Below are 25,170 nucleotides of genomic sequence, written 5' to 3'. Positions count from 1 at the left end.
CGTCGGGCGAGGCGTTGCCTGCCGGATCGGTCTGGGAGACTTCCAGCAGCTGGCCATTGGCCTGGGGCGTGGTCAGGGTGACGCTGAAGCTGCCATTGGCAGCTACAACGGCGCTGCCGAGCGCGTTGCCGGCGGCGTCATGGACGGTCACCGTCGCACCCGGCTCGCCGGTGCCGGTCACTGTCGTGCCGTCCGGCGAGACGCTCGCCACGGGGGCAGTGGGCGGCGTGATGTCGGGCGCGGTCAGGCTGACAGTCGCCGAGGCGTTGCCCGCGCCGTCGGTCTGCCCGACCGTCAGCGTCTCGCCATTGGCCTGGGGCGGCGCGAGCGGTACGAAATAGCTGCCATTGCCCGCAACCACCGCGGTACCGATCGCCGCGCCGCCCGCGCCGGTGATGGTGACGGTGGCACCCGGCTCGCCGGTGCCGGTCACCGATGTGCCGTCCGGCGCGATGGTCGCGGTCGGCGCTGCAGGCGCGACGACATCCGGCGTCGTCACGCTGGTGGGGGGCGAGACATTGCCGCTGGGATCCGTCTGGGTGACCACGAGCGTGCCGCCATCCGATACGCCCGGCGCCAGCGGCACCGTGTAGCTGCCGTTCTGGCCGACGACCGCAGTGCCGACCGCGGTGCCGGTATCGGGATCGCGCACCGTGACGGTGGCGCCGGGCTCGCCGGTGCCGGTCACCGCCGTGCCGTCCGGCGTGACGCCGGCCGTCGGCGCGGCGGGCGGGGAGAGGTCGGGCGCGGTGACGATTGTCGGAGGCGAGTGGTTGCCGGCCGGATCGGTCTGCACCACCGTCACCGGCTCGCCATCGAACACGGCGGGCGGAAGCGCGATCGAATAGCCGCCATCCGCATTGGCGACGGTGCCGCCCAGCGGCCTGCCGCCGGCATCCGTCACCGTCACCGTCGCACCGGGCTCGGCACTTCCCGAGACGGTGAAGGTATGCGGGTCCATTATTGCGGTGGGAGCGCTGGGTGGCGTGATGTCGGGCGCCGCGAGATTGATGGCATTCGATCCATTGCCCGCCGCATCGGTCTGCGTGACGGCGAGCGTGCCGCCATTGTTCTGCGGCGTGGTGAGCGTCACCGAGTAATTGCCCTGTGCATTGACGACGGCGGTGCCGATCACGGCATCGCTGCCGTTGCGCACGGTCACGGTCGCCCCGGGCTCGCCGGTGCCGGTGACGATCGTGCCATTGGGATTTACCGTGCCGGTGGGCGCGGCCGGCGGGGTGGTGTCGGGCGCGTGCGCCGTGGTGGGAGCGGAGACGTTGCCCGCGGGATCGGCCTGCGTGACGGTGACCGTCTGGCCATTGGTCTGAGGCTGGGTGAGCGTCACCGAATAGCTGCCGTTGCTGCCGACCGTGCCGCTGCCGAGCAGCGCCCCCGAGCCGTCGCGTACCTGCACGGTGGCGCCGGCTTCGCCCGTGCCGGTGACGCTGGCGCCGTTGCCGCTCACTGTCGCGGTGGGCGCACTGGGCGGCGTCGTGTCCACGGTGGTGCCCGGACTGCTGCCGCCCCGGCTCGAGCCGCCGCCCGCCAGCGCCGCCGCGCCCCCGGCCACGGCGGCGCCCCCCAGCAGCACAGGGAGCAGCGCGCCGCCACCGCCGCCGGCTGCCTCCGCCCCGGCCCCGATCAGCAGGTCGTCGATACCGTGCAGCGCCGTGAACCGCGCCGGCCCCGAGGCCGCGGTGTTCGCCAGCCAGAGATGATCGCCCTCGCGGACCACGAGATCGCTCGCGGCGCCATTTGCCTGGACGTAGAAATTGGAGACACGGATCGTCTCGCCATTGGCGAGATGTACGATCAGGTCGTTGCCTTGCCGCTCCAGCGCGGTGATCTGCGAGCGGTCGATATCGAGCCGAACCACGCTGGGGCTGGATAGATCGATGGAGTCCCCGGGAACGTGAACAATATTGCCCGTCGATTTATCGATCACATCAGCACGCATGACAGTCTCCTCCCAGAGAAATCCACGCAACTTCGCCGGAGCCGACTGGTTAATATCTACGCAAGTATTTAGTTTAAATCTCGTAACCTGCGAAACATTGTTGGAAGGTCCGGTAGTTCGCTCAAACCTTATGGGAGGGATTTCGATGCAATACTTCCGAAATCGGAATCGATCGATCTACTATGCGGCCCTCTCAACTGCGGGTGCATGCGCATGCGCCGCGGGCGCGGTGCTTCCGTGCCGCGGGACCGGGGACCTTCACCGATCGGCGCAGTCCCTTGTCTTCAGCCGCGGTGCCGCGTCTCGGCGAGATCGAGTTCGCGCGTCAGCTTGCGCGCGGTCTCGCTGCCGATCGCGCGCGCCCTGCCGAGCTCCAGCAGCCGCGCGCGCTCGGCCTGGATGCCGACGAGCCTGAGCTCGCTGGCCAGCCTTTCCTGGGCGCGCGCTTCGCTCGCCATGCCGTCGCCCAGACCCTCGATGCGCTCGCGATAGAAGCCCATCACGCGGGCGCCTGCCGCCGCGTAGAGATCGGGGTCGCCATGCGCTTCGCCCAGCGCGTGCTGATGCCGCTCGACGGCGCGGATGGCGGCCTCCGCGGTGGCGACGCGAGCGGAATCCTCTTCCGCCTGCCGGGACGGCTCCGGGGGCAGGACCAGTCCCTTGAGCAGGATCGGCAGCGCGATGCTGGCGATGACCAGCGACACGATGATCACGCCGGCCGCGAGGAAGATCGCCAGGTCGCGCGCGGGGAAGGGCGTGCCGTCCCGCAGCACCAGCGGCAGGGTGAGCACGCCGGCCAGGGTGATCGCGCCGCGCACGCCGGCGAAGGAGGTGGCCGCGACCAGCCGCCAATTGGGGCTGCGCATCGCCGCGGCACCCTCGCGCTTGCGCAGGATCGTCAGCCGCAGCGACGTCCACACCCAGGCAAAGCGCAGCGCCGCCAGCCCGGCGACGATGGCCACGACATAGACCGCCAGCCACCAGGGCGAGGCATGGCCGGTCAGCAGCACGGTCTGCCTGGCGCCCGCGACGATGCCGGGCAACTGCTCGCCCAGCAGCACGAAGATGACGCCGTTCAGGGTGAACTGGAGCGTGTCCCACACCGAGTTCCGGCGCATGCGGGTGACCGCCATCGCCTGGCGCGAGATTTCGGCGAAGGTCATGGTCACTCCCGCCGCCACGGCGGCCAGGATGCCCGACGCATGGAGATGTTCGGCGAGCAGATAGGAGCCGAAGGGGATCAGCAGGCTGACGAGGATCTGCGAGCCGGTATCCTCGCCCCAGCGCCGGGTCACCCACGCCTTGGCGCGCGAAGCCGCGAGCGTGACGAGCACGCCGATGGCGAGCCCGGCGCCCGCGACCCAGAGGAAGGTGAGCGCGGCTTGACCCGCGGAGAAGCTGCCGGTCAGCGCGGCGGCGACGGCGAAACGCAGGCAGACCAGGCCCGAGGCGTCGTTGAGCAGCGATTCGCCTTCCAGGATGTGCATCATGCGTTTCGGGATGGGCACGCGCGCGGCGATCGCCGACACCGCGATGGGGTCGGTGGGCGAGATCACCGCCGCCAGCGCGAATGCCACCGCCAGCGGCATGGCGGGGATCATCCAGTGGATGAGCAGCCCCATGCCGATCACGGTCAGCAGCACCAGCCCGAGCGCCAGCTCGACCACGGTGGGCAGATCCTTGAACAACTCGTCCTTGGGAATGCGCCAGCCGTCGAAGAACAGGAGCGGCGGCAGGAACAGGAACATGAACAGCTCGGGATCGAGCTCGACCCGGTGCGAGGTGGACAGGCCGATCGCGGCGCCCAGCACGATCTGCACCAGCGGGGTGGGCACGCCGAAGGGAAGCATCCGCGCGACGGCGCCGCTGACGACGACGGCGAGCAGGAGGAACAGGATGATCGAAACGGTTTCCACGGCTCTGCCTTGTTCTGCGCGGCCCGGCGGCCGCCGCGGGTTGCATGTCCCGGCAGGAGCCGGGGACGGGACGGGAATTCAGCTCGCGCTGGCGAGCCGATAGCCGACTCCGGGCTCGGTCGCGAGCAGCCGCGGATCGCTCGGATCCTCCTCGATCTTCTGGCGGAGCAGGCCGATATAGACGCGCAGATACTGGCTGTCGGCGGTGTCGCTGCCCCAGCCCACGGCGAGCAGGCGCTTGTGCGTCACCACCTGGCCGGCACTGAGCGCCAGCGTCCGCAGCAGGTCATATTCCTTGGGCGAGAGTTTCACGACATCGCCCGCCAGCGACACGCGCCGCGCCTGGAAGTCGATCTCCAGCGGGCCGCTGCGATAGGTGGTGGGCGTGTTCTTCAGGCTCGAGCTGCGCCGGATCGCCGCGCGGATGCGCGCCATCAGCTCGCCGATCTCGAACGGCTTGTTCACATAGTCGTCGGCCCCGTGGTCTAGCGCGGCGATCTTCTCGCCTTCCTGGTGGCGCGCGGAGATGACGATGATCGGCACCTCGCTCGTCGCGCGCAAGGCGCGGATGACGTCCTTGCCGTCGATATCGGGCAGGCCGAGGTCGAGCAGCACCACGTCGGGCCTGATGTCCTCGGCCATGCGCAGCGCCGGCACGCCGCCCGAGGCGACGGCGACGCTATAGCCTTCGGCGCCGAGCACCGGTTCGAGCACCGCGATCAGCGCGGGCTCGTCGTCGACGAGGAGGATGTTGGTCATGCTTGCATAGCCTCGGCGAGCGGAAGTCGGATGGTGATGCGGGTCCCGCGGCCGTCCAGCCCGGGGATCGTGGCGTGGATGGTGCCGCCCAGCGCTTCCACGAAGCCCTTCGCGATCGCCAGCCCCAGCCCGCTGCCGCGTCCGGTCGTATCGGGCCTGCCGGCACGGTAGAAACGCTCGAACACCCGCTGGAGCGCGTGTTCCGGTATGCCCTGTCCGCTGTCCGCTATGTCGATGCGGCAGGCGCCGTCCTCGGCGGATATGGCGATTTCCACCCGGGCGCCTTCGTCGCTGTAGAGGATCGCATTGTCCAGGATGTTGAGCAGCACCAGCTCGAACAGCGCGGGGTTGGCGGCGACCGGCAGGTCCGGGTCCGGCGCGTGCAGCGTCACTTGCCGCCCGCCCGCGCGCGGCCGGATCCGGTGCAGCGCCGCGCCGGCCATTTCGGCGGCGCCAAGGATCTGGAGCGGCTGCGCGATGCCGCCGGCCTCCATCCGGCTCATCTCGAGCAGATTTGCCGTATAGCGATTGAGGCGCTCGCACTCGTCGACCACGCCGCGCAGCAGGCGCGCGGAGGTTTCGGCGTCGAGCTTCTCGCCATAGGCGATCAGGCTGGATGCCGACGCGCTGATCGCGGTGAGGGGCGTGCGGAAATCATGGCTGACCGAGGCGAGCAGCGCGCTCTTCAGCTTCTCGGCGCGGGCGACGGCGCGGCGCTCGGTGATCTGTTCGGACAGCGCCGCGCGCTCGAGCGTCAGCGCGACCATGTTGGCAACCGCATCGATGAAGGCCGGCTTGATCTTTCCCGGCCGCAGCGGCTCGAGCACGAGCACGGTGACCGGCGCATTGGCGAGTTCGAGGCGCCTGCCGATCAGCGGGCTGTCTCCGGAGACCTGGGGGGCGTGCGCGATCCCGTTCGCGAAGTCGTGCCAGCGCGCCTCGCACGGCAGTGGTGAGAGGCAGCGCAGCCCATCCTCGTCGGCCTGGAAGAGCGTTGCCCGGGCCCCGAGGATCCGGTGCACGGCCCGCTCGACGGTGACGACGACATCGGAAGGGCGCGCCGCCGACTGGAGTTCCTGGCTGAGCGCCAGCAGGCTGTTGAGCTGAAGGTTGCTCGATCGCGCCGCCAGGGCATGGTCCTTGAGCTGTCCGGCAAGCACGCCGGAAACCAGCGCGCACAGGTTGAACACCACAAGCGGCGCAAGGTCGCCGCCCGTCGCGATCCGGAAGGTGAGGGCCGGCTCGGTCAGGTAGAAATTGTAGATCAGAAAGGCCGCGAGCGCGGCGATCAGGGCCGATGCGAGCCCGCTCAGCGCACCCGCCACCGTGATGCCGAGCACGAACACCAGCGCCGAGGCGACTTCGCCCAGCGGATGAACGGCGAATGCCGCCATGGCGGACAAGGTGAGGACGATCGCAGTGCGGAGCAGGCCGGCGCGATCGAGATGCAGCCGCGCCGTCAGGAAACCGATGAGGGGATTTGGTCGTCCGGTCGTCATCGAGCTCCTGATATTCTCGGGCGGCTGGTCCGGGCGGCGGGCTGGGGCCGGGAGCCCTTTGTGCCCGCCGCCGCGGTAGGAACGCGCGCCTCTCTTGGGGGGAGGCCTGCATGAGGGGGTGCAAAAGCGCGCTCTCGCCAAGTGCCTATGGCGGCGACCGGTCTCGGTCCATGCATAAAAAACCTATAGTAACGCTCGCTCGCCAGGCTTCTCTAGGGATGTTTCCGAAACATTTCTTGGAGAAGTTATGCGTAGGGAACTCGTGCTGGCGGTGATGGTGGGGGCGGTGGCCCTTGGCGGCTGCACCAAGCGGACGCACCCCGGCAATGTGTCGGACGTGCCCAATGCGGGCGGTGGCGAGCCCTATGTCGAGAATGGCGAAGATCCGGCGCTGGCGCGGCTGCAGGCGGACCTGGTGGCGAGCGCGGGCAGCGACCGCGTCTTCTTCACCTTCGATGCGTTCAGCCTCTCGCCGGAGGCGCGCGCCACGCTGACGCGCCAGGCGCAGTGGCTGCGCCAGCATCCGCGGGCGGGCTTCCTGGTGGAGGGGCATGCCGACGAGCGCGGCACGCGCGAATACAACCTGGCGCTGGGCGACCGCCGCGCGCGGGCCGCGGCCGACTTCCTGTCGCTGCAGGGGATCGCACCGAACCGGATCACGACCATTTCCTATGGCAAGGAACGGCCCGAGGCGCTGGGCTCCGACGAAGCCTCGCACGCGCAGAATCGGCGTGCCGTGTCAGTCGTCATTCATCTGCCGTAAGGGATATGGGGGGCGCCGGAGGAACGTCATCGTTTCGCAGGCGACCCACGCTATCCGATTGCCCAAGATGAAGATGTCACTGGTCAACCACAGCCGCGCCGATGCGCCTGCCTCCCGGGCCGGGCGTCCCGCCCTCATCCGACCGATGGGGCCGTCCGATTCGGTTGCGTGCGAACCGGGCGCGACGCGCCCGGCCAACGATGCCATGCCCGCCGCGGGCATGCGGATCGCACTCTTCTCGGGCAACTATAATTGCGTGCGCGACGGCGCGAACCGCGCGCTCAACCGGCTGGTCGATCACCTGCTCGCGCGCGGGGCAGCCGTGCGCGTCTATTCGCCCACGATCGCCGATCCGGCCTTCGCGCCCGCAGGCGACCTCGTGTCGGTTCCGTCGCTGCCGATCCCGGGGCGCAGTGAGTTCCGGGTGGCGCTCGGCCTGCCGGCATCGGTGCGCATGGACGTCGAGCGCTTCGCGCCGAACATCGTGCACGTGTCCGCGCCCGACCTGCTCGGGACCGGGGCGCAGAAGCTGGCGCGCAGGCTCGGCGTGCCGGTGGTGGCCAGCCTGCACACTCGGTTCGAGACCTATTTCGACTATTATGGCCTCGGCGCCCTGCGACACTGGGGCGAGCGCCGGCTGCGGCGTTTCTACCGGGCGAGCGACCGCGTCCTGGCGCCGAACGCCGACTCGGCGGAGAGCCTGGCGGTGATGGGCGTGCCGGACGAGGACATCGCCATCTGGGGCCGCGGTGTCGACCCCGCGGCCTTTTCGCCGGCGTTGCGCGACCTGCACTGGCGGCGCGGCCTGGGGTATCGCGACGACGAGATCGTGCCGATCTTCTTCGGCCGGCTGGTCGTCGAGAAGGGGATCGCCACCTTTGCCGATACCATCCATGCGTTGCACGAGCGCGGCTATCCGCTCCGTCCGCTGATCGTCGGTGCGGGGCCGGCAGAGGCACGCTTCCGGGCATTGCTGCCCGACGCGGTCTTCGCCGGACATCTCGACGGCACCGCGCTGGGCCGCGCGGTGGCGAGCGCCGACATCCTGATCAACCCGAGCATGACCGAGGCCTTCGGCAACGTGAACCTGGAGGCGATGGCTTCCGGCCTCGCGGTGGTCAGCGCCGATGCGGGCAGCGCCCGCGCGCTGATCGCTTCGGGCAAGTCCGGCCTGTTGACGCCGCCGGTGGCGACGCGCCTGGCCGATGCCGTGGCGCAGCTGGTCGAGCGTCCGGACCTCAGATTCGCGGTGGCGGCTGCGGCCCATGCCGAGGCGCGGGGCTATCGCTGGTCCGAGATCCTGGACAAGGTCGTTGCCAGCTATGCCGATCTGCTCGGCACCCGGCGCAGGACGAGCGCGGCCGCATAGGCGATGCCCCCCGGGGGGGGGGCGGCGATGCCTTCACCGCCGGCCGGTCGACGGCTCAGTTCGATTTCGCCGTGCCTTCCCAGGCGGGGGTGGGCTTGCGATAGTCGAGTGCGGGTGCCCGCTTGCCCAGCAGCGCATCATATTGGAACGCCGGGCCGCGTGCCTTGTCGAGCTCGGCCTTCGCCGCCTTCAGCGTCTCGGGGCTCAGGAACAGGTCCGCAGCCGTCAGCGCGATCGTCTTGGCCGCGACCGCGGCGCCCTTGATCCCGATCGACGATCCGGACGCCGCCACTGCCTGCCAGCTGTGCGCGGGCGTGCCGGGAACCCAGGTGGCGGTGCTGAGGCCGATCGTCGGCACCGTCCAGCTGATATCGGACACGTCGGTCGAGCCGCCGCCGTCCGGGCCGCGCTCGCGCGAGCCGGTCTGCGTCACCGAATCCAGCGGTTTCTGCGTCGGCAGGCTCTTCTGCAGTTCGGTTGCCCAGGCGACCTCCTGCGGCGTCCACTGCTCGCCGCCCACGGCGTCGAGATTGCGGCTCATCACCTTGGCAAGCGTCTCGCTGGCGAGCATCGAATAGACGCCGCCGGTGATTTCGTGGTCGACCGTCGTGCCCGTCGCCATTGCCGAGCCCTCGGCCGCCTTCACCACCCGGCCCCACACGTCGCGCACGATCGCGGGATCGACGTTGCGGACATAATAATAGCTCTCGGCGAAATCGGGCACCACGTTCGGCGCCTCGCCGCCCGCGGTGATGATGTTGTGGATGCGCGTCGAGGACGGAACATGCTCGCGCATGAAGTTCACGGCGACGTCCATCACCTCGACTCCGTCCAGAGCCGAGCGCCCCTTGTCGGGCGATGCCGCTGCATGGGCGCTGATGCCGTGGAAGCGGAACTTGCCCGAGATGTTCGCCATGCTCTTGCCGGTCGAGACGCCGTTCGCATCGCCGGGATGCCAGTGGAGCACGGCCGAGACGTCGTCGAACAGGCCGGCGCGGACGAGATAGACCTTGCCCGAGCCGCCTTCCTCGGCGGGCGAGCCATAGACGCGCAGCTCGCCCTGCACCTTGTTGGCGATCATCCATTCCTTGATCGCAATGGCCGCCTCCACGCTCGCCGCGCCGAACAAATTGTGGCCGCAGCCATGGCCGGCCGCCTTGCCCGGGATCGCGGTCTTGGTCGGCGCGGTGGTCTGGGCGAGGCCGGGCAGGGCGTCATATTCGGCGAGGATGCCGATCACCGGCCCCGAGCCCTGCTTGAAGCTGGCGACGAAGGCGGTGGGCATGCCGGCGACGCCGGGGGTGACGGCGAAACCCGCCTTCTTCAGCCGCGCCTGGAGCAGCGCCGACGACTTGTTCTCCTGATAGCCGACTTCGGACCAGCCCCAGATCGTCTTGGCGGTGCTCTCCAGGTCGGGCGCGCGCTTGTCGATGCCGGCGAGCATGGCGCTGCGCTGGGCTTCGGGCACGCCCTGCGCATGGGCCGAAAGCGGCGCGAGCGCGGCGGCTAGCAGCAGCGCGGTCTTGATCGTCATCTCGTGCACTCTCCTATGTTCTATTTGGCGCCGACGGCGGCGGCATCGGGCCGGCGCGTATCCGCCGATCCCAGGAACCTGTCGCCCTCGACCATGATCGACTGGACCGAGCCCATGGTGTTCGACGCGCGTACCTTGTGCCCCTTCGCCTCGAGCAGGGGAATGATGTCCGGCGAGAAACCCTCTTCCAGTTCGAGCGGGCCGTCGCCGCCCGACTGGTTGATCCGCGGGCGTTCGGCGGCTTCCGCAACGTTCAGGCGGTGATCGATGACGTTGGAGAGCATCTGCACCATCGTCGCGATGATGTAGCCGCCGCCGGGCGTGCCGGTGACGAGCCAGGGCTTGTCGTCCTTGAACACGATCATCGGCGTGATCGTCGAGCCGACGCGCTTGCCGGGGACGGGCTGGGTTGCCTTCCACTCCTCGCCGCGGCGGCCCCAGGCGAGGTTGCCGAGCGAGTTGTTGAGCAGGATGCCCGTGCCCGGCGCCACGACGTGCGCGCCATAGGAAGCGGAGAGGGTATAGGTATTGCTGACGGCGTTGCCCGCCGCATCCACGACCGAGAAGTGCGTCGTGTCCTTGCTCTCATACGGATAGGGATTGCCGTCGGGCAGGGTCCTGGCGTCGAGCGCGCCGTCGGCGCGGATCAGCTTCGCGCGCTCGGCGGCATATTCCTTGCTGGCGAGTCCCTTCGCCGGGGTCCGCCAGTCCGGTCCGCCGCCGACCAGGCGGCGGTCCGACCAGACGATCTTGAGCGTCTCGGCGAGGAGGTGGAGGTTGGCGACGCTGCCCCAGCGCTGCTCGCGCACCGGGAAACGCTCGAGGATGTTCATCGCCTCGGCGACGCTCACGCCCGACGCGGTGGGCGGCATATAGGCGATCGGCATGCCCCGGTAGCTCGACCAGATCGGCTCGGAGATCACCGGCTGATAGTCGGCCAGGTCCTTCGCGTCGATCACGCCGCCGCCGGCCTTCATCCCCGCCGCGATCTTCTGGGCGATGGCGCCGGTGTAGAAGCCGTCGCGGCCCCTGGCGGCGATGACCTGCAGCGTCGCCGCGAGGTCCGGCTGCCTCCAGCGCTCGCCGGGCGCATAGGCGCTCCCGTCCGGCTTGAAGAAGACGGCGAGCGCGGCGGGATCGTCGCGCATCGCCTTCTTCTGCTCGGCATTGGCCTGGGCTTCGTCGTCCGACAGGATGACGCCATCCCGCGCCATCGCGATCGCCGGCGCGATCAGCGTGCCCCAGGGCAGCGAGCCGAAGCGCTTGTGCGCTTCCCACAGGCCCGCGATCGTGCCGGGGATGGCGACGCCCTTCATCGAGTAGCTCTTGGCGGGATCCATCCTGCCGTTCGCGCCGAGCAGCAGGTCCGGCGTCGTGTTGCGCGAGGCCTGGCCGTAATAGTCGATCGCGATCGTCCGGGCGGGCTTGCCGTCCTTCGCCGCCATGTGGATCAGCATATAGCCGCCGCCGCCGACATTGCCGGCGCGCGGCAGCGTCACCGCCAGGGCGAAGGCAGTGGCGATCGCGGCATCGACTGCGTTGCCGCCCTTGCGCAGGATCGCGGCGCCCACATCGGCGGCGATCCTGTTCTGGCTCACGACCATGCCGCCGCGCCCGATCGCGGGCTTGTGGATCTGGTCATAGGCGACGATGTCGCCACCGGAGACGCGCTGCGTGGCGGGCGCCTCCGGTGCTTCCTGGGCGTAGGCCGGCGTCGCGAGCGACGCCAGCGCCAGGGCGAGCGCGATCCGCATCAGAAGCTCGCCCGCATATTGGCGTACCAGTAGCGGCCATAGGGGCTGTAGAGCGAGCCGAGGAAGCCGTTCGAGCTGAGCGGCGGCGACTCGTTGGTGAGGTTGCGCACGCCGATGCGCAGGCGGTAGCGGCCGCCATTGTCGCGCTTGCCGACCGTGACCTGGCCATAGAGGTTGAAGGTCATCCGGTCCTCGATCAGCCAGGCGGCGCCGGCCGAATCGATCAGGCCGGTATCCTGGACGTCGCTCGTATATTGGGTGAAGCCGCCGATCTGGAACGGCCCCTTTTCCCAGGTGATCGACCCGGTGACCTTCCAGCGCGGCTTGCCGTTCTGGCGCACCAGGTCGCCCGCATCGGCGATGTTGGTGCCCGCGTTGATCGTCCCCGCTGCGCGCGCGGCGATCAGGTTCTGGATCGGCGGCGAGGGCTCGAGGAAGAACTTGTCGAGATAGGCGGCGTTCGCGTTCAGGCTGATCCTGCCCGCACCGAAATCGGGCAGGCGCCAGTTGAAGCCGAGATCGACGCCCGCGGCCTCCTGCGGCAGCAGGTTGACGTATTTGTCGTTGACGTAGAGCACCCGGCCGACCGGCGCCAGGCCCGTGCCGGCGAACAGCGCATTGTCCTCCGCCGTCGGCGCGGCGCGGATGACATTGGGGTCGCTCGATCCCTGCACGCGCAGCAGATAGTCGTTGATCAGCGCATTGCCCTCGCCGAACAGGCCGACGATGCCCTTCTGGCTGACATGCCAGTAATCGGCGGTGAAGGTCATCCGGCCGACCGCGGCATCGGGGAAGTGCGGCTCGAGCACGACGCCGACCGTCCAGGTCTTGGACTGTTCGGGCTTCAGGTCGGGATTGCCCGAGCGCCGTGCGGTGGTGGCGAAGCCCTGCGAACAATTGGCGAAGCTGCTGATGCGGAGCGGGTTCGGCGTGACGCCATCGGCCAGGAACGGCGGCTGGCGCAGCTGGGCCTCGCAGCGGACCCAGTCGGTGCGGGTGTTCGAGCGGGTGACCATCGTCGCGTTGATCTGTTCGAGGTTCGGCGCCTTGAAGCCCTCGGCATAGGAGCCGCGCAGGCGCAGGCCGCGCACGATGTCCCATGCGGCCGCGATCTTCGGCTTGGCGACCGAGCCGACGTCCGAATAATGTTCGAAGCGGCCGGCGAGCTGGAGCTCGATGTTGCGGACCAGCGGGATGTGCATGTCCGGCGAGACCACCGGCACCGCCAGCTCGAGATACGCCGCGGCGACAGTGCGCCGGCCGTTGGTGTCGGGCGAGGGGCTGGTGCCGACCAGGTCGGATCCGTTGACCGCGCCGGTGATCGAATCGGTGAACTGGATCGTCCCGTCGACGCGCGGATCGCGGTCGTCGCGCTGGGTCTCGCGGCGCACTTCGCCGCCGATCGCGATGCCGACATTGCCGCCGGGCAGGCGGATCAGATCGGTGGTCGAGCCCTTGATGTCCCACATCGCCAGCGTCGACTGGCTGACGCGGGTGGTCTTGATCCGGATCGCGTTGATGGCGGCGATGCTGCTCGGCGTGTTGTCGGCGCCGCTCGGCGGAGTGAGGCCGCTGCCGTTGAACGGGTTGTAGGCGTCCGGCGTGGTCAGGTTGATCTGGCGCTGGAGCAGCGTCTGGCTGATCCCGTCGGACGTGTCGCGCACCCGCGCTTCCGAATAGAGTGCGGCGCTCTCCCATTCGAAGCCGAGCGCCTTGAACCGCAGGCCGCCGAGCAGGCGATACTGGGTGTTGAGCACGTCGACATGGTTGGGGCCGACATCGGCGAAGTTGTAGCTCGACAGCGTGATCGCCTGGCCGGTGGCCGCGGCGTTGATGCCGGGAAGGCGGTTGGGGCTGCCGACCGGGCCGAACGGATTGTAATAGGCATTGGCCGCAATCGTCAGCGGGCCCGAGGACAGGGTGCCGCTCGATGCCTGGATGCTGTCGCTCTTGCCGTTGTAATAGCCGGCCTCGCCGAACAGCTCGACGCCGCCGCCCAGCTCGTAATGGCCGTTCAGGAACAGGTTGATGCGGCGGATATTGGGGGTGACGTTGGTGTTGAAGGCCAGCGGCGCGTCGAAGCGCAGGTCGCGGATGCCCGCTGCCGAGCTGGTGCCGGTGGCGACGCAGTTGGTGCCGCCGATGATGCCGGCGCCGCCGGTCGGGCAGCCGGTGAAGCTGGTCGGCTGGATGTGGAACTGGCCCGAGGTGTTGGTCAGCGCGGTCGTGCCCTGGCGCACAACCACGTTGCCCACCGTCTGGAACGAGCCCCAGGGCGTGATGGTCGAGCGGCCGTCGAGCGAAGTCGCGCCCTCGAAGCGGGTGCCGACGAAGAGCGGGCGGTTGTCGTTCGAGCGGGTATAGTCGAAGTCGCTTGCGAGCACGCCGTCGCGCTTGTCGTAGCTGGCGAACAGCGTGATGTTGCCGCGATCGCCGAGATTGCGGCCGGCGAGCAGGTGGGTGTTGGTCTCGAACAGGTGCGAGCCTTCGCCCCAGCCGACCTGGCCCTCCAGCTCAACGCCGTGATAGTCGGTCTTGAGCACGGTGTTGACCACGCCGGCCACGGCGTCCGAACCGTAGATCGCCGCGGCGCCGTCGCGCAGCACTTCCATGCGCTCCAGCCCGAACACGGGAATGGCGTTGGTATTGACCGTCAGCACCGGCACCAGATTGTCGTCGGCGCGGCTGGTCGGGTGATTGACCACGCGGCGGCCGTTGAGCAGCACCAGCGTGTTGCCGACGCCGAGGTTGCGCAGGTTGATCGAGCCGACATCGCCGCGCGCCGAGTTGGAACTGTTCGGCAGGTAGGAGCTGTTGAAGCTGACGTCGCCGAGCTGCGGGATCGAGCGGAACAGCTCGTCGCCCGACGTCGCGCCGGTGGCGCCGATCTGGGCTTCGTCGACGACGGTGACGGGAAGCGCGGCGGTCACCTTGCTGCCGCGGATCTGCGAGCCGACCACGACGATCTCGGGCGGCGGCGCCTCGTCGCCGTTCACGGCCTGCTCGACGCGGGCGGTCTCGGCGGCGGCCTGCTGGTCGCCGGTGGGCGCGGCGGCAGGGCTGTCCTGATAGAGCGCGACCGGGCGAGTTGCCGGCTGGGCGTCGGCGCGCGGCATCACGCGCACGCTGTTCGGGCCGGTGAAGCGATAGGTGTAGCGGCTATTGGCGAGCAGCAGTTCGAGCGCGTCGCGGATGGTGTACCGGCCCTCGAGCTTCGGCGCCTTGATCCGGGCGATCGCGGGATCGGTGAAGACCAGCTGGACGCCGGTCTGCTGGGCGACCTGCATCAGCGCGCTGTCCAGGCTTCCGCCCGAGAAATGGATTTCGTGGCGCACGGCCTCGCGCGCCTGTGCGGCGGCGGGAACGGCGACGAAGGCGGCAACCGTGGCGAGAAGCAGCTGGCGTGTGTTCATGGATATCGACCCCCCTGAATCGATGCCTGGACGTGGCAATCATGGTTTATGACGCTGGGACTCCCCGCACGCGAACCAAAGTGGACCAAATTTTTTTCGGGTGTTGCGTTCGTGCAAGGTTCGCCTTTGCCGCAACCGCGCGTCATGGCAGGAGGAATATGCGCGGGTGCGCGACAGGGAGATGCGGGCTTGGCCGCCGGACGACCAGAAATGCAGGCGGCCCCGGAGGCGGACGACGGCAGTTTCGACGCCTATCGCGCGGCGCTGCGCGCGTTCGTCGCGCGCCGGGTCGACGATGCGTCCGAAGTCGAGGACCTGGTGCAGGAAGCCTGTGCCCGGCTCGTCGCCAGCGCGCGCGAGCGGACCGTGGACGAGCCCCAGGCCTATCTCTTTCGCATCGCCGCCAATCTGATCGCCGATCGCCATCGCCGGGTGCTGCCGGTCGTGCCGCTCGGGCCCGAGATCCATCCGCCGGTGCGCCCCGCGCAGGAGGATCGGCGCCGCGTGGCCGATCTCCAGGCGGCGCTCGAGGCCGCGCTGGACGAATTGTCGCCTCGCTGCCGGGAAGTGTTCGTGATGCGCCGCTTCGACGAGCGCGGCACCGGCGAGATCGCCCGTGAGCTCGGCATCTCCCCGCGCATGGTGCAGAAGCACCTCAACCACGCAGTCGCGCACCTCTACGACCGGCTCGCGCATCTGATGGAGCGCGGCGCATGAGCGAGCGCAATCTCGGCAAGCGCGCCTCGGCGGTGTTCGAGGCGTTCCTGGACGGGCGGGACGGCGACCTCCATCCGGCGGACCGGGCCGAGGCCTCGGCCTTCTGGAACTGGCTCGGCGAGTTCGAGCGCCCGGGCGCGGCGCGGGTGCGGCAGCGGCCCGCCTGGCTGGGCCGGGCGGCGGCGGGGATCGCCGCGCTGGCCGTTGTCGGCGGCACCTTGTGGCTGTCGCATCCGCGGCCCGCGCGCGAGACGGTGCAGAGCGTGGCGACCGGCCATGCCGAGCGCCGCCGGATCGCGTTCAGCGACGGATCGGTGGTGACCCTGGCGGCGGACAGCCGGGTCGACGTCGCCTATGCCCCGCGCGAGCGCCGGCTGCGGCTGGTGGCCGGCGAGGCGCTGTTCAAGGTGGCGCACGACAAGAGCCGGCCCTTCGTCGTCGAGACCCGGCACGGCGAGGTCGTTGCCGTCGGCACCATGTTCGACGTGAGCGTGGGCAGGCGCGAGGCGAAGGTGACCGTGGTGGAGGGCGTGGTGCGCGTCGCCTTGTCCGAGCCCGGGCGGCCGGGCACTTCCGAGCCGATCGAGAAGCTGGCGCGCAAGGGCGAGCGCCTGTCGTTCGGTATCGCCAAGGGCACGGGCGGCGACACGGGCTTTATCCGGCAGGCGGCCGATATCGATGCCGACAGCGCCGTCGCCTGGACGCGTGGGCGGCTGGTCTTCCGGGGCGAGCCGCTGAGCGAGGTCATCGAGGAAGTGAACCGCTATGCGAAGGACCGCCTGGTCCTGACCGATCCGCGCGCAGGATCGGTGCGGGTCTATGGCGTGGTCAACCAGGGGGATACGGCCGCGATCCGCGATCTCATCGCCAATCCGGGCGCGGTCGCCATCGAATCCCGCCAGCGCTGAGGGGCCCCTCAGCGCTGGAGCTTGGTCGCCAGGATGACCGAGGAAGTGGTGCGCTCCACGCCTTCCATCGCCCCGATCGTATCGAGCAGGTCGTTCAGCCGGTTGACGTGCGGCGCCTCGATCACGGCGATCAGGTCATATTCGCCGGAGATCGCGTAGAGCCCGGCCACCGCGGGCATCGTCATCAGCTGGTCGATCGTCGCCTGGGTGGCCTTGGGATAGAGCTTCACCATCACATGGGCGCGGATCAGGCTGCGGTCGTAATCCTCACCCAGGCGCACCGTGTACCCGACGATCGTGCCCTGCCGCTCGAGCCGTTCGATGCTGCTGTAGATCGCGGTGCGGGAAACCCCCAGCAGCGTGGCCAGCTCGGAGACGTTGCGCCGGGCATCCTCGCGCAGCAGCGCCAGGATCCGGGGATCGATCTCTTCGGATCGCAGCGTCATTTCGGCCCCGGCGCCCCGATCAGCTTGCCGCCGGCGACGCGCGCGACGCCGCTGAAGGCGGGGCGCGTGACGCGGAGCGTGCGCAGGTCGATCGCGCCGTCGGGCGCGATCCCGGTGATCCGCACGCCGGCCCAGTCGAGCGGCTTGCCCGCGCGCAGGCGCGCCGTGCCATGGGGCTCGACCAGCCAGGCATGGCCGCCCGGCGGGGCATGGAGCTTCGCGCTGCCGTCCGCCTCGACGCAGAGCGCGGCGCCTTCGTCGATGCCGAGTCCGATCGCCCGCGGGTCGCGCAGCCGCGCCTTGGCGACGAACGCCACGAGCCGCCCGAGCCGGTCGCGCTTGGCGAAATGCGTGTCGGTGACGACATGGGCGAGCCGCGGCATGTGGAGGAAGCCGGTGACCAAAGTCACCGCCGGCCCGGCGGGATCGGCGAGCGCGGCCGGGCTGTCGATGCTGCCCCCGTCCATCGCGCCATAGGCGGTGCCGCCCAGGATCGCGAGCCCCGCGCTGGTGCCGCCGAGCGGCCGTCCCCGGCGGACATGGGCGTCGAGCGCCGCGGCGACCGGCGTGTCCTTCCAGTAGCGGACATAATTGGCCTGGTCGCCGCCCGCGATGAAGATCCCGTCGGCATGGGCGAGAATGTCGAGCACGCGCGCGTCGTTCGCCGCCGCGCGGCTGTGAAAGACGATCGTCTGGACCGAGGCGACTCCGCCGACCTGGCTGTAGATCTCCTCGCCCGCCTGCCCCTCGCCCGAGGCGCGCAGCACCACGATATGGCCATGCCCGGCCCGTTCGGCGAACCAGCGGAAGGCGCCATAATCCCAGTCCCCGCCGCCGACGAGCATCAGTGCCGGGGCCGTCGGGCCGCTCCGCGCGGCGGCAAGGTCGCCGATCGCGTAATAGCTGTAGCTCTCACCCGGCCGGGCCGATGCCGCCGCCGGCGCGAGCAGGGCCAGCACGGCCAGGGCAAGGCGCAATAGTGTCTTCACGGCCATAGTCCTTTGCAATTCGTTCGTATGGCATAGCCAAACTGCATTTTTATTGTTTCAATTTGATCGCTCTCGTTATCAATATGTCACAAACGCATCAGGGGGTCGATATATGCGGTACATGAAGTTGGTGGCGGTGGCGCTGGCGGGAACCAGCATGGTCGCGCTCCCGGTCGCGGCGATGGCGCAGGCGGCGTCGGGCGAGCAGAGCGTGCCGGCGACGGGCCAGGAAGCGAGCGAGGGCGAGGGGCAGATCGTCGTGCTCGGCTCGCGCATCCCGCGCATCCAGGGCGAGGGGCCCGCGCCGGTGACGACGATCACCGCCGACGACATCCTGCGCAGCGGCTATCAGAGCGTGCCCGACGTGCTGCGCGCGATCACCCAGAATGGCGGCGAGACGCAGAGCCAGCAGAGCTTCTCGGGCGCGGATTTCACGCCGGGCGCGCAGCAGGTCGATCTGCGCGGGCTCGGCCCCAACCACACGCTGGTGCTGGTCAATGGCCGCCGCATCGCGGACTTCCCGCTGCCCTTCAAGGGCAATGGCAACTTCACCGACATCTCGAACATCCCGGTGGGGCTGATCGAGCGCGTCGAGATCCTCAGCGGCAGCGCCTCGGCGATCTACGGGTCGGACGCGATCTCGGGCGTGGTCAATTTCCAGCTCAAGTCCAAGCCCGACGGCACCCGCATCGACTATCGCTACGGGGCGACCGAGCAGGGCGGCGGATCGTCGCAGCGGCTGAGCCTCACCACGGGCTGGGAGACCGGCGGCTTTCACGGCGTGGTCGGTGTCGAACTGCTCGACCAGCGGCCGCTATGGCAATATCAGCGCAAGCTGCAGGATTCGACCGCCGATGATCCCACCGGGGCCCCGCTGGCCCGGCGCACCTTCCTGCGCGCCGACGAATATCTCTATTACATCAACCCCGGCAAGGCGACGTGCGACCGGCTGTCCTCGCTCAACCGCGGCACCACCTATTATGCCGCGCGCCCGCGGCGCGACACCATCTCCGGCGACGGCTATTTCTGCGGCAGCAACGCATCGGTCGCCTACGGCACGATGCTCTCGAAGCGGCAATCGGCCAGCGGCTTCGGCACCATGGGCTATACGCTGAGCGACCATGCCGAACTGTTCCTCGACTTCCAGGCCAGCTATTCCAACCTCAAGCTGTTCCGCGACGTGCTGTCCTGGTCGTACGTCGCGCCCGACGGGAACGAGGAAGGCACCTTCTACAATCCCAATTACCTGGCCCCCGGCGACACCGACAGCGGCGACCAGCTCGACAATTGGACGCGCCAGTTCACGCCCGAGGAAATGGGCGGGTTCGATGTGGGCATGACCCGCAACCGCTCGTTCAGCTACAATGTCACGCCGGGCGTCAAGGGCAGCTTCGGCGGCACCTGGAACTATGAGTTCAGCCTCAACCACGCCGAATACAGCGCGCGGATTTCCTTCCCCCAGGTGGTGATCTCCAAGGCCAATGCCTTCTTCCTCGGTCCGCAGGTCGGCGTCGATCCCAACTCGGGCTATGCCCAGTTCAACGCCAATCCGACGCGGCTCTACACGCCGCTGACGCCGGCCGAGTATCGCTCGATCACTGCCGATTCGATCTATCGGCCCAAATCCTGGGTCAACAACGTCGCCGCCACGGTGAACAATACCGAACTGTTCCGCCTGCCCGGCGGCCCGGTCGGCTTCGCGATCAGCGCCGAAGTGGGGAACCAGGGCTATGACCTGAAGCCCGATCCGCTCGCGCTGACCCAATATTATGTCGGGCTGGTCGATTCGGACGGGAAGGGGACGCGCCAGCACTGGGGCGCCGGCGGCGAGCTGCGCATCCCGGCCTTCTCGTTCCTCGAGCTCGATGCCGCGGCGCGCTACGATCATTACAGCTTCGCCGGCAACGGCTTCGGCAAGTTCACCTACAATCTCGGCGCGGTGGTGCGGCCGACCAAGTCGCTGATGCTCCGCAGCGCCTATGGCACCGGCTTCCGCGCGCCCGATCTCAACTATGTCTTCCGCGGGCCGGGCAACACCCATCCCTCCGGCACCGATTATTATCTCTGCCGCAGGGACGAGCCGGGCGTCGCCTTGCCCGATTGCGGCTATGCCGATCAGGGCATCGTCTCGCACCGTTCGGGCAACCGGCGGCTGCGGCCGGAGACCTCGACTTCGCTCAACGCGGGCATCGTGTGGCAGCCGTCGCGGCGCTTCGACGTGTCGGTCGACTATTTCCGGGTCGCGATGAAGAACCAGGTGCTCGACATGAACATCGACAGCATCCTGCGCGACGAAGCCGATTGCCGCCTTGGCCAGACCGCGGCGGGCAGCCCGGTCGACGGCAATTCGCCGACCTGCCTCGACGCGAAGGCGCGCGTGCAGCGCTATGTCGGCGGTGCGCTCGATGGCCAGCTCCAGGGCGTCTTCATCAATCCGATCAACGTGGCGAAGGAGACCACCGACGGCATCGACTTCGCCGCGCATCTCCGCATCCCGACGGCCGGGATCGGCACCTTCGCGCTCTCGGCGAGCTACACCTATGTGCTCAACCACACGATCCGCCAGTATCCGGGCGATCCGGTGATCGACAAGCTGACCTATGACAGCGGCTACGACATCCCGCGCGACAAGGGCACGGCGAGCCTCAGCTGGGACCTCGGCAAATTCTCGACGACGCTGACCGGGCAGCGCCTGGGCAGGCTGCCCAATTACGACGAGAATGCCTTCATCAAGGAAAGCTATCTCTTCAACCTGTCGGCCCAGTACAACATCACCGATCGCTTCCGCCTGTCGGGCACGATCAACAATCTGTTCGACCAGAACCCGATCAAGGACCGCACCTATGGCGCCTATCCCTATTACGACATCTCGTGGTTCGACGGGGCGGGGCGGAGCTTCTACGTGCAGCTGACCTACAAGATGGGCGGGGCCAAGCTGTGATCCGCAAGGCCGGAGCGATTCTTCTCGCCTCGTCGCTGCTGGCGGGGGCGGCGCCCGCCGCGGCGCAGGGACTGTCGAAGCCCGAAAGGGCGATCGACCGCACGGTCGATGCCGAGTTCGAGCGTTCGGTGGCGCTGCTCGCCCGGCTGGTCGACCAGAACAGCGGCACGCTGAACCTGCAGGGGGTGGCGAAGGTCGGCGAGATGATGCGCGCCGAGCTCGAGCCGCTCGGCTTCGTCGTCAGCTGGAAGCCGATGGACGCCGTCCAGCGCGCCGGCCATCTGATCGCGGTCCATCGCGGCAAGCCGGGCGGCAGGCGCATCCTGCTGATCGGCCATCTCGACACGGTGTTCGAGCCGGGCTCGCCCTTCCAGAAGTTCGTCCGCACCGGCGACAAGGCCGAGGGGCCGGGCGCGGGCGACGACAAGGGCGGCATGGTCGTGATGGTCGCGGCGCTGCGGGCCATGCAGGCGGCGGGCACGCTCAAGGACGCGAATATCGAGATCATGCTCACCGGCGACGAGGAGGATGCCGGCAGCCCGCACAGCATTGCGCGCGCCGATCTGATCGCCGCGGGCAGGCGCGCCGATGTCGCGCTCGATTTCGAGGGGCTGGTGATCGACGGCGGCAAGGACATGGGCTCGATCGCGCGTCGCTCGGTCACCGACTGGCGGATCACCGCGACCGGCAAGACCGGCCATAGCTCGCTGATCTTCGGCCCCGATTTCGGCGACGGCGCGATCAACGAGCTGGCGCGCATCCTGGCGGCCTTCCGCAAGGAGCTGCCCGAGCCCAACCTCACCTTCAACGCCGGGGTGATCGCCGGCGGCGCCAGCGCCGCGATCGACGAGAGCGGCAATGCCAGGGCCGCGGGCAAGACCAACATCATCGCCGCCACCGCCGTCGCGACCGGCGATTTCCGCACGCTGAGCGTCGAGCAGACCGCGCGGATCCGCGCGAAGATGGAATCGATCGTGGCGGCGCACGCCCCGGGCACCGATGCCAGGATCGAATTCGGCGAAGGCTATCCGGCGATGGCGCCGACCGAGGGGAACAAGGCGCTGCTGGCGGCACTCAACGGCGTCAACCGCGACCTCGGCCTGGCCGAGATGGCGCCGCTCGACCCGCTCAAGCGCGGCGCCGGGGACATCTCGTTCGTCGCGCAGGACGTCGACAGCCTGGCCGGCCTCGGCACCTACAGCACCGGCGATCACGCGCCGGGCGAGACCGTCGACCTTGCGAGTATCCGGCGCCAGGCAAAGCGCGCGGCCATCCTGATCACGCGCCTGGGCGCGGGGCGGCCCGCCAGGCGGTGAGGCGTCGAGGGAAGGACGGGCCCCCGGGGACAACGACCCGATCGGCAAACCCCGTCGTCCCTGCGAGGCCGGCGATGACGATGTAAATCGGGATGGCGGCGGAAGGACAAGCGGTTCGGGCGTCGCCGAGGCGGCCCGGCCCGCTTCCCCGCCGCCGTGCTAGAAGCGCTTCCGGATGGACAGGCGCACGGTGCGCCCCAGCGGATCGATCTGGTAGCGCGTATATCCGGCCGGGATGCTGCCGTCTTCCAGGGTCGCCCGGCGATAGCCGTCGAACAGGTTCCGGATGTCGAGCGAGAGCTTCACATTCTTCAGCCAGGGCGTTTTCGCCGCGCCGGGCAGGATGTGTTCGGGCTCGACGAAGAGCGACAGGTTGAGGATCGACGAGGGGGCAAAGCGATAGGCGCCGCCCGGCCCGGCGTTGCGCAGGCGCGCGGAACCGCTCCAGTTCCCGTTCAGCGTTGCGCCGATGCCCCGCTTTCCCGCGGTCGCCTGGAGCGAGACGAAATCGCGGGACTGGCCGCTGTCGGGGCCGAGCTGATCGATCGGCGGAATGCCGGCGCGCGTCAGCAATTCGCTCTTCAGGCGGCGGCGATAGTTGAGCGAGATGCTCCAGCGCATCGGATCGGCACTGGCCCCGGCGGCGGGCATGGCCTTGCCGCGGCGCGGCAGCAGCAGTGCGATGCCCGAAGTCAGCTCGGCGCTGGTATCGCGGGCTAGATTGATGGCGCGCGCGTCGACCGAGACCAGATGGCCCGCGGCATCCCGCGTCACGCGCTCCGGAAAGGCTGCCTCGATCGCCGGCGTCAACTCGGGGAAGGGCGCGACGCCGCCCTTGGCGACCTGCTCGCTATAGCCGAAGTTCAGCGTCAGCGTCTGGTCCGCCAGCGGACGCACCATTGCCGTCAACGCGCGACTCTGGCGCCGGCCGCGGCCCAGATTCGGGTTCCCGCCCAGGATCCATATGGCATCGACCGCTTCCTGCCGCGCATAGTCGTAGATCCGGTTGATCGTCGTGACGACGGGGCCGTCGAGCTGTTCGGGCGAGGGGGCTGCCTCGACATCCTCCAGCGTGCCGCGAAGCTGGAGGACGGGATGCGGCGTCCAGGTCAGCCCGGCGCCGAACCGCTTCTGCAGGCTGCCCCCCGAGAGCGACTGGCCGCCCGCGACCAGGTTGAGCGCCAGGTCGCCGAGCGGGCCGGCACTATCCTTTCCGCGCCGGGACAGCGGGACGTTCAGGGAGAGCTGCCCGTCGATCCGGCCGGATGCCCGATCGGTGACGACGAGATTGCCCGAAAGGTCTCCGTTCCGGCTCTCCAGGCTGTTGCGGCTGGCATTGATCGAGAAATTGGCGGTCAGGGGCCCCGCCGGGAGATCGATCGCCGTCTTGATGACGTTGAGCCGGGCGGAGAGATTGTCGCCTTTCGCGCGATTGCGGCCCGCCAGCAGGAACCGCGTGCTCCACGGGCCATAGGGATTGAACGCGGGATCGCCAGCGGCGACCAGTTGCTGCACGCTGCGCGCATCGATTCCGCGCTCGATCAGGCTGTCCGTCCAATTGCGTCCATAGCTGCCGGAAAGCGTAACCTGCCAATCCGCGATCCGGCCCGTCAGCGTCAGCGACGTGCCCAGCGTTTGCGAGCTGTTATCGTTGCGCAGCGCCCGCTCGCCGGCAAAGGGGCGCACCAGGAGCACCGCGTTGCCGAAGGGCGACCAGGGGCTGCCGGCCGGGATCTCGATCGAAGCCATGGGCAGCCCGCGCAGCCCGTTGCTCCCGATGCTGGTGGCATTGAAGCTCAGCGATGCCGAAAACGCCCCTATCGGACGGGTGACGCCGGCGCTGAGCAATATCGAGCGCTTCGACGGCAGCAATGTCTCATATGCATCGGGATCGACCGGATGCGTGCGGTCCGCGGTGCCGGCGAAGTCCGCGAGCGTCGGCGCCTGCGATGCGGCCCCCGGGGGGATGGCGGCAAGGCCCACCGGCCGACCGGCGAGCTGGCTGAGCGCCGGGTCGATCTCTCCGCCGCCGGGCGCGGTGACATAGCCCGTGCCGTCGAAGATGCCCGCTGCCGCGGGGAGGCTGCGCGCGCTCTTGCGGAGCGCCGAGTCCCGGCTGATGCGCGCCTGCACGTTCCAGCGGGTCGGCCCGTCGATCGTCACCCGGCCCGCGGAAAGATCGCCGCCATATTGCCCTCCCGCGGTCGCTGCGGTCATGCCCGCGTCCAGGTTCAGGCTGGCGAAGTGCTGCTTCAGGACCAGATTGACGACGCGCCGGCCGGGCGGATAGCCATATTGCGCCGCGGCATCCGGCTTCAGCACGGCGAGGCGGTTCAGCGCTTCCGCCGGATAGGACAGGATCGAGCGGTCGCCATCCGCCGGCCGGCCGTTGATCAGCAGGACCGGTTCGTCGTCGCTGCCGCTATTGCCGATGAAGGGCGTCAGGCGAGCCAGCAGGTCCTGGATGCTGTCCGCGCCGTGGCTGGCGATCTCATCCTCGCCGAACTCCGTCTCGGCGGCTATCCTGGCTTCGCCATAGCGCCGGGCGGTGACGACGATCTCGTCCCCCGGCTGCGCTTCGGCGGGAGAGGGGCGGTCCTGCGGGCCGGTGGCTGCGCCCGGCTTTTCGCCCGCCGTCTGCGCCCTGGCACCCTGGGGCAGCGTCATGGGCAGTGCAAGGGACAGCAGCACGGAGAAACGGGCCAGGGGCATCATAGACCGCGTACTTTCCGCACTCCGGATTCCCCCGATACGACGCCGTGGACCCGTAATGACTAACGCTCCGGTCAAATCAAGGCGCGCTGCCTTGTGGCCGGAGGCAAGGACGATAACGACACCGCGGTACGGGGATGCGCCCGCACTGCAGGGAAATGAAGCGGGCGCACCGAA

The 25,170-nt window shown here is 69.1% G+C and carries 16 protein-coding genes; 6 read left to right on the top strand and 10 right to left on the bottom strand.

Translation table 11 applies throughout. From position 1 onward, the window contains the following. The 4 genes from FHR20_RS15860 to FHR20_RS15845 form a co-directional block, all read right to left on the bottom strand. A partial coding sequence (locus FHR20_RS15860) for an Ig-like domain-containing protein (RefSeq protein WP_167300616.1) occupies positions 1-1,957 on the bottom strand: 1,957 nt, incomplete at its 3' end. A 284-nt stretch (positions 1,958-2,241) separates the two neighbouring features. Continuing rightward, complete coding sequence (locus FHR20_RS15855; RefSeq protein WP_341786464.1) at positions 2,242-3,873, bottom strand: Na+/H+ antiporter; 1,632 nt, start codon at positions 3,871-3,873, stop codon at positions 2,242-2,244. 78 nt (positions 3,874-3,951) lie between these two features. Then, on the bottom strand, positions 3,952-4,632 hold the full coding sequence (locus FHR20_RS15850) for a response regulator transcription factor (protein WP_167300615.1): 681 nt from the start codon (positions 4,630-4,632) through the stop codon (positions 3,952-3,954). Next, a complete protein-coding gene (locus FHR20_RS15845; RefSeq protein WP_167300614.1) occupies positions 4,629-6,131 on the bottom strand; it encodes a sensor histidine kinase in 1,503 nt (500 codons plus the stop codon). Before FHR20_RS15845 ends, FHR20_RS15850 begins: the two co-directional genes overlap by 4 nt. Positions 6,132-6,378: 247 nt before the next feature. Here FHR20_RS15845 and pal point away from each other — a divergent pair, with 247 nt between their 5' ends. Continuing rightward, entirely contained in the window at positions 6,379-6,894 is a 516-nt protein-coding gene (pal, locus tag FHR20_RS15840) for a peptidoglycan-associated lipoprotein Pal (RefSeq protein ID WP_167300613.1), read from the top strand. A gap of 205 nt (positions 6,895-7,099) precedes the next feature. Beyond that, a complete protein-coding gene (locus tag FHR20_RS15835; RefSeq protein WP_167300902.1) occupies positions 7,100-8,263 on the top strand; it encodes a glycosyltransferase family 4 protein in 1,164 nt (387 codons plus the stop codon). 55 nt (positions 8,264-8,318) lie between these two features. Here the strand turns inward: FHR20_RS15835 and FHR20_RS15830 are convergent, their stop codons facing one another. From FHR20_RS15830 to FHR20_RS15820, 3 genes are read right to left on the bottom strand one after another with little or no spacing between them, the layout of a single operon-like run. Beyond that, the gene (locus tag FHR20_RS15830; RefSeq protein WP_167300612.1) at positions 8,319-9,797 is read right to left on the bottom strand and encodes an amidohydrolase; all 1,479 of its coding nucleotides are present in this window, start codon (positions 9,795-9,797) and stop codon (positions 8,319-8,321) included. Between the two features lie 20 nt (positions 9,798-9,817). Next, positions 9,818-11,551 carry a gamma-glutamyltransferase gene (gene ggt, locus FHR20_RS15825; protein ID WP_167300611.1) on the bottom strand — a complete coding sequence of 578 codons (1,734 nt, stop codon included), beginning with the start codon at positions 11,549-11,551 and terminating at the stop codon, positions 9,818-9,820. Continuing rightward, complete coding sequence (locus FHR20_RS15820; protein WP_167300610.1) at positions 11,551-14,964, bottom strand: TonB-dependent receptor; 3,414 nt, start codon at positions 14,962-14,964, stop codon at positions 11,551-11,553. Before FHR20_RS15820 ends, ggt begins: the two co-directional genes overlap by 1 nt. 210 nt (positions 14,965-15,174) lie before the next feature. Between FHR20_RS15820 and FHR20_RS15815 the strand changes: the two genes are divergently transcribed. Both FHR20_RS15815 and FHR20_RS15810 read left to right on the top strand, forming a co-directional pair. Beyond that, positions 15,175-15,681: an RNA polymerase sigma factor gene (locus tag FHR20_RS15815; protein WP_167300609.1), complete on the top strand. Its 507-nt coding sequence runs from the start codon at positions 15,175-15,177 to the stop codon at positions 15,679-15,681. Beyond that, complete coding sequence (locus tag FHR20_RS15810) at positions 15,678-16,589, top strand: FecR family protein (protein ID WP_167300608.1); 912 nt, start codon at positions 15,678-15,680, stop codon at positions 16,587-16,589. Before FHR20_RS15815 ends, FHR20_RS15810 begins: the two co-directional genes overlap by 4 nt. A gap of 8 nt (positions 16,590-16,597) precedes the next feature. Here FHR20_RS15810 and FHR20_RS15805 read toward each other — a convergent pair whose 3' ends face one another. Both FHR20_RS15805 and FHR20_RS15800 read right to left on the bottom strand, forming a co-directional pair. Further along, the gene (locus FHR20_RS15805; RefSeq protein WP_167300607.1) at positions 16,598-17,035 is read right to left on the bottom strand and encodes an Lrp/AsnC family transcriptional regulator; all 438 of its coding nucleotides are present in this window, start codon (positions 17,033-17,035) and stop codon (positions 16,598-16,600) included. Further along, on the bottom strand, positions 17,032-18,024 hold the full coding sequence (locus tag FHR20_RS15800) for a cyanophycinase (RefSeq protein WP_208413683.1): 993 nt from the start codon (positions 18,022-18,024) through the stop codon (positions 17,032-17,034). The genes FHR20_RS15805 and FHR20_RS15800 overlap by 4 nt, the downstream gene beginning before the upstream one ends. A 112-nt stretch (positions 18,025-18,136) precedes the next feature. Here FHR20_RS15800 and FHR20_RS15795 point away from each other — a divergent pair, with 112 nt between their 5' ends. After that, a complete protein-coding gene (locus tag FHR20_RS15795; RefSeq protein ID WP_167300605.1) occupies positions 18,137-20,965 on the top strand; it encodes a TonB-dependent receptor plug domain-containing protein in 2,829 nt (942 codons plus the stop codon). Beyond that, on the top strand, positions 20,965-22,281 hold the full coding sequence (locus tag FHR20_RS15790; RefSeq protein ID WP_167300901.1) for a M20/M25/M40 family metallo-hydrolase: 1,317 nt from the start codon (positions 20,965-20,967) through the stop codon (positions 22,279-22,281). The genes FHR20_RS15795 and FHR20_RS15790 overlap by 1 nt, the downstream gene beginning before the upstream one ends. A 159-nt stretch (positions 22,282-22,440) precedes the next feature. On the opposite strand, the gene FHR20_RS15785 is transcribed toward FHR20_RS15790, so the two are convergent. Then, a complete protein-coding gene (locus tag FHR20_RS15785) occupies positions 22,441-24,993 on the bottom strand; it encodes a porin family protein (protein WP_167300604.1) in 2,553 nt (850 codons plus the stop codon). Positions 24,994-25,170: the final 177 nt, after the last annotated feature.

Source organism: Sphingomonas leidyi, assembly GCF_011761945.1.
Taxonomy (GTDB): Bacteria; Pseudomonadota; Alphaproteobacteria; order Sphingomonadales; family Sphingomonadaceae; genus Sphingomonas; species Sphingomonas leidyi.
The sequence above is the reverse complement of the archived record's forward strand: the minus strand, read 5'-3'. Positions and strand labels throughout refer to the sequence as shown.